This window comes from Halochromatium sp. (assembly GCF_054919635.1).
The window spans coordinates 1-4,090 of record NZ_JBUDPI010000335.1 but is presented as its reverse complement, the minus strand read 5'-3'; the positions used below and the strand labels follow the sequence as shown (position 1 = coordinate 4,090).

Genomic DNA, 4,090 nt, shown 5'->3' with positions numbered 1-4,090 from the left:
GTACCACCACAGCCCGCATCGGGGGCTCGAGGGGGCGACGCCCTTGGAGCAGTGGTGTAGTTCCGGCAATCATGCGTGCCAGTTGCTGAACCGTCTGTGACGATCAACGCTGCGGCAGCCGTTGGCCGATCAATCGAGGGAATGATCGCGCACGCGATGTCTGCGGGACACGAGGGCTCGTTTCCGGTACAACGTCGCGCATGGAAGCGACATCGACCAACAAACGCTACAGCGGACGGCTCTTCGACGCCGCCGCGCTCGAGCAGATCCGCGACATCCTGCACATGCATGCCGGAGCCAGCCGCCAGCAGCTGAGCTACCGGGTGTGTGAGGCACTCGACTGGCGCAAGCCCGACGGCAGCCTCAAAGACATGAGTTGTCGGGTCGCGCTGCTGGGGCTCTATCGCGACGGACTGATCGAGCTGCCGCCCCCGCGGCGGCGCTTTGAGCCGCAACGCTGCTACGCTCGACGCACACCGCAAGGCGAGCCGGGGCTGACACTCGAGGCCCCACTGAGTGCGCTTGGACCGGTGCGTCTGGAGGTGGTCGAACGGCCTCGCGGTGGCTTATGGAACGAGCTCATCGACCGCTATCACTATCTTGGCTACAAGCCGCTGCCAGGCGCACAGCTGCGTTACTTCGCCTATGCCGGCGAGCACTTGGTCGGCGTGCTCGGCTTCGGCGCGGCGGCCTGGCAGACCGCCCCGCGTGATCAGTGGATCGGCTGGAGCAGCGAGCAACGCCAGCGCCACTTGAGCGCAGTGGTCAATAACGCGCGCTTCCTCATCTTGCCCTGGATTCGCGTGCCGTCACTAGCGAGCAAGCTGCTGGGGCTCGCGGCGCGCACCTTGCCTGGGCACTGGCAAGCACGCTACGGCTATCGCCCTTATCTGCTGGAGACCTTCGTCGAGGCCGAGCGCTTCCGCGGCACCTGCTACCGAGCGGCGAACTGGCGCTGCGTCGGTGAAACCCAGGGCCGCGGCAAGCTCGGTGATCACCGCCTGGGTCAGGTGCCGGTGAAGACGGTGTGGCTCTACCCGCTGGTGGCAGACTGTCGCCAACGCCTATGTCAGTAGCCGAGCCACAGCACGAGCCCGAGTCGCTCGCGGCCGAGGAGGTCGAGCGGCTGATCGCACTCGCCGAGCAGGGTCAGCTCGAGACTGCCGATCAGCAGCGCATCGCCCCCTTGTTGCGCACCCTGCTGTGGCTTGAGCACGCGCTGCTCGAGACCCGCATCAGTCTGGCGACGTTGAAACGCTTGCTGTTCGGCAAACCGACCGAGAAGACCCCACGCAAGCCGCCCGCAGACCCTCCTGAGCCGCCGGCGGATGCTCCGAGCGACAGCGGCGCCGAGGCAGCGAGCACCACCGAGCCGGCGAACGACACCCAGGAGAAGACCGAAGCCCGTGTCGAGACGCCGACCGACACCCCAGCACCGAGTCCCTCCGAGCCGCCAGAGACACCCCGCGCGCCAGGCCATGGTCGTTTGGGGGCCGCCGATTATCCCGGCGCTGAGGTCCAGCGCTGTGATCACGATCACCTCAATCCCGGCGACCGCTGCCCGGCCTGCGCGCGTGGTCGCTTGTACGCCATGCCACCCCTGGTGCGCCTGCGCTTTCGCGGTCAGCCGTTGATGGCGGTGACCCACTATGAACTCGAGCGCCTACGCTGCAGTGCCTGTGGGATGCTGTTCGTCGCCCATCTGCCACCCGAGGTCAGCCCCGAGCGCTATGACACCAGCCTGAAGGTGATCCTGGCGATGGCGCACTATCATTTAGGTCTGCCGTTCAATCGCCTGGAAACCTTCCAGCAGATGCTGGGCCAACCCCTGCCCGACGCCACCCAATGGGAGCTGGTTGAGCAGGTTGCCGACGTCGGCTACGTGGTGTTCAACCATCTGCAGGGGTTCGCCGCCCAGCTCGAGGTGGTGTTCCAGGATGATACCCGCGCGCGGGTGCTGTCCTTGATCAAGGAGAACCAGGCCGAGCCACCACCGGCGCGCCAGGCGATCTACACCACGGCCCTGCGCTGTGAAGGTGAACAGAGGGTCTGTCTGTTCTTCACCGGGCGCCAACATGCCGGGGAGAACCTCGATGACCTGATGGCCTTGCGCCCGGCGACGCTGCCGCCCATGCTGCGCATGGCCGATGCGTTGGCGGCCAATACGCTCAAGCGCCATGGCGATCGGGTGGTGGATCTGAATTGTCTGGTCCATGCGCGACGCCAGTTCGTCGACATCCAGGCCTTCTTCCCAGAGGCCTGCGAGCGGGTGATCGCGGCGATCGCCAAGGTCTATCAGCAGGAGGCCCAGTGCGTCGAGGCGCAGCTCAATCCGGCCCAACGCCTCGCGCATCATCAGGCCCACAGCGCTCCGGTGATGACGAGCCTCAAGCGCTGGATGGCGCAGCAGTTCGAGGCCAAGCAGGTGGAGCCCAATAGTCGCTTGGGTCAGGCGTTCAATTATATGCTCAAGCGCTGGGCGGCACTGACGGGGTTTGTGCGCATTCGCGGCGCACCACTCGACAATAATCCCGTGGAGCAGGTGCTCAAGCTCAGCGTGCGCTATCGCAACAACAGTCTGTTCTACAAGACCCTGCATGGGGCCTATGTCGGTGATGTGCTCAGTAGCCTGATCGAGACCTGCCGGCTCAACGGGGTCAATCCGATCGACTATTTGAGTGCCTTACTGCACCACCGCTCGGCCGTCTTTGCTGATCCCGCGGCCTGGTTGCCGTGGACCTTTCAAGGCGCACTGACCCCCAGTGCACAGGCGCCACCCTCAGGCGACACGCCGCCAGTCCTCGGCCATGGCGGCGTCCTCGGGGTTGCCGTTCCATAACAGGATCTGCAGCTCGCGCGCTGAGAGTTGTTGGCTGGCCTGTGCCGAGGTGGGCCACCAGCTCAGGCGTCCTTGGGAGAGGCGTTTCTGGCACAGCCAGAAACCTTGCCCGTCGTAGCACAACAGCTTCAGGGCGCTTTTGCGGCGGTTGCGGAAGACGAAGATCGCGCCGCTGAAGGGGTCTTCTGCGAGCCGTTGCCGACAGAGCGCGGCCAGCCCATCGATGCCGCGACGGAAATCCGCTGGCTCCAGGGCGACGAAGATGCGGCTTTGTGGGCTCAGCTGGATCATCCGCCGAGCCCGAGAAAGCGATCGAGCACGGCCTGCGCGTTGATCCCGTCACCGGGCTCGATGCGCAGGCGCAGCCCGTCGGGGCGGATCAGCTCTAACGCGGCTGGCCTGTCGGCAGGTGGCGGCGTCATCGCTGCGGGCGTCAGTTCGACAAAGGTCGCTGCGGGTTCGTTGGGGCGCTGCTCATGGCGCAGGAGCTCGCGATGGCGCTTGAGATCGCCGCGCTTGAGTCGCAGCCGGCGGGTCACCCGGGACAACCCGTCGCGCTCAACCAGCGCGATGGCCTCGATCCAGAGTGACTCGGGAATGCGTTCCCCGGGGCGCTTACGTTGGCGCCAGTGCGCGAAATGCTCGGCAACCTCTTCCAGCGTTAACGGCGATGGCGGCAGCGGGGCGGTTTCGGTGTTCATGCGGACCCCCGGTGATGGCTTTGCACCGGCGATATCCTAGTCACCACCCTGTCAAGGGATCACGCACGCTTGCCGGAACTACACACTTAACGTGCGCTCACCTCAGCGGCGCGTGACTCACGCGCGCGTTGGTCATTGACCACGTCTGCGGCTGCCGCGCTCATCCACCTGCTCTGACTCGCCCACCGGCGTCATCAATCCGGGACAGCTGCGGCAGCGCCTCGTGCAATAGCTCGGGCATTTGACTGGGAATCAGCGTGAGGGCTAACATCCACTGCTCGCAGAGCGCCACCGAGAGCCGGCTTCGCCCCCAGTCGGGTTGCTCTGAGAGCAGCCGCTCGATTAAACTGCGATCAGGCGAGCAGCGCCGGCCTTGGATCGTGACCATGATTGGGTGCATGGTCTCGACAGTAGCCGGTTCTGACGTCTGAGTCCAGCACCCACAGGGTTCGCGGCTTCTGGCTCGTGAGCCCGTGAACGGTTACCAATCTTGTTCATCGGGACTCTCCAACATCGTGTGCTTGGCGGCTCACGATCGGAGTGTCCCTGA

5 protein-coding genes are annotated in these 4,090 nt (G+C 65.3%); 2 read left to right on the top strand and 3 right to left on the bottom strand.

Features of this window, described 5'->3' with window-relative positions; translation table 11 throughout:
* Positions 1-200: 200 nt before the first annotated feature.
* A complete protein-coding gene (locus tag ACY693_RS16110) occupies positions 201-1,076 on the top strand; it encodes a DUF4338 domain-containing protein (protein WP_462322830.1) in 876 nt (291 codons plus the stop codon).
* Positions 1,067-2,839, top strand: coding sequence for an IS66 family transposase (tnpC, locus tag ACY693_RS16105; RefSeq protein ID WP_462322829.1), 1,773 nt, complete (start codon positions 1,067-1,069; stop codon positions 2,837-2,839). The genes ACY693_RS16110 and tnpC overlap by 10 nt, the downstream gene beginning before the upstream one ends.
* Here tnpC and tnpB read toward each other — a convergent pair.
* From tnpB to ACY693_RS16090, 3 genes are all read right to left on the bottom strand, one after another.
* Complete coding sequence (tnpB, locus tag ACY693_RS16100) at positions 2,780-3,130, bottom strand: IS66 family insertion sequence element accessory protein TnpB (protein ID WP_462322828.1); 351 nt, start codon at positions 3,128-3,130, stop codon at positions 2,780-2,782. The two genes, tnpC and tnpB, sit on opposite strands and share 60 nt — an antisense overlap.
* The gene (locus ACY693_RS16095) at positions 3,127-3,540 is read right to left on the bottom strand and encodes a hypothetical protein (RefSeq protein ID WP_462322827.1); all 414 of its coding nucleotides are present in this window, start codon (positions 3,538-3,540) and stop codon (positions 3,127-3,129) included. The genes tnpB and ACY693_RS16095 overlap by 4 nt, the downstream gene beginning before the upstream one ends.
* 160 nt (positions 3,541-3,700) lie before the next feature.
* The gene (locus ACY693_RS16090) at positions 3,701-3,928 is read right to left on the bottom strand and encodes a hypothetical protein (RefSeq protein WP_462322826.1); all 228 of its coding nucleotides are present in this window, start codon (positions 3,926-3,928) and stop codon (positions 3,701-3,703) included.
* Between the last annotated feature and the right edge of the window lie 162 nt (positions 3,929-4,090).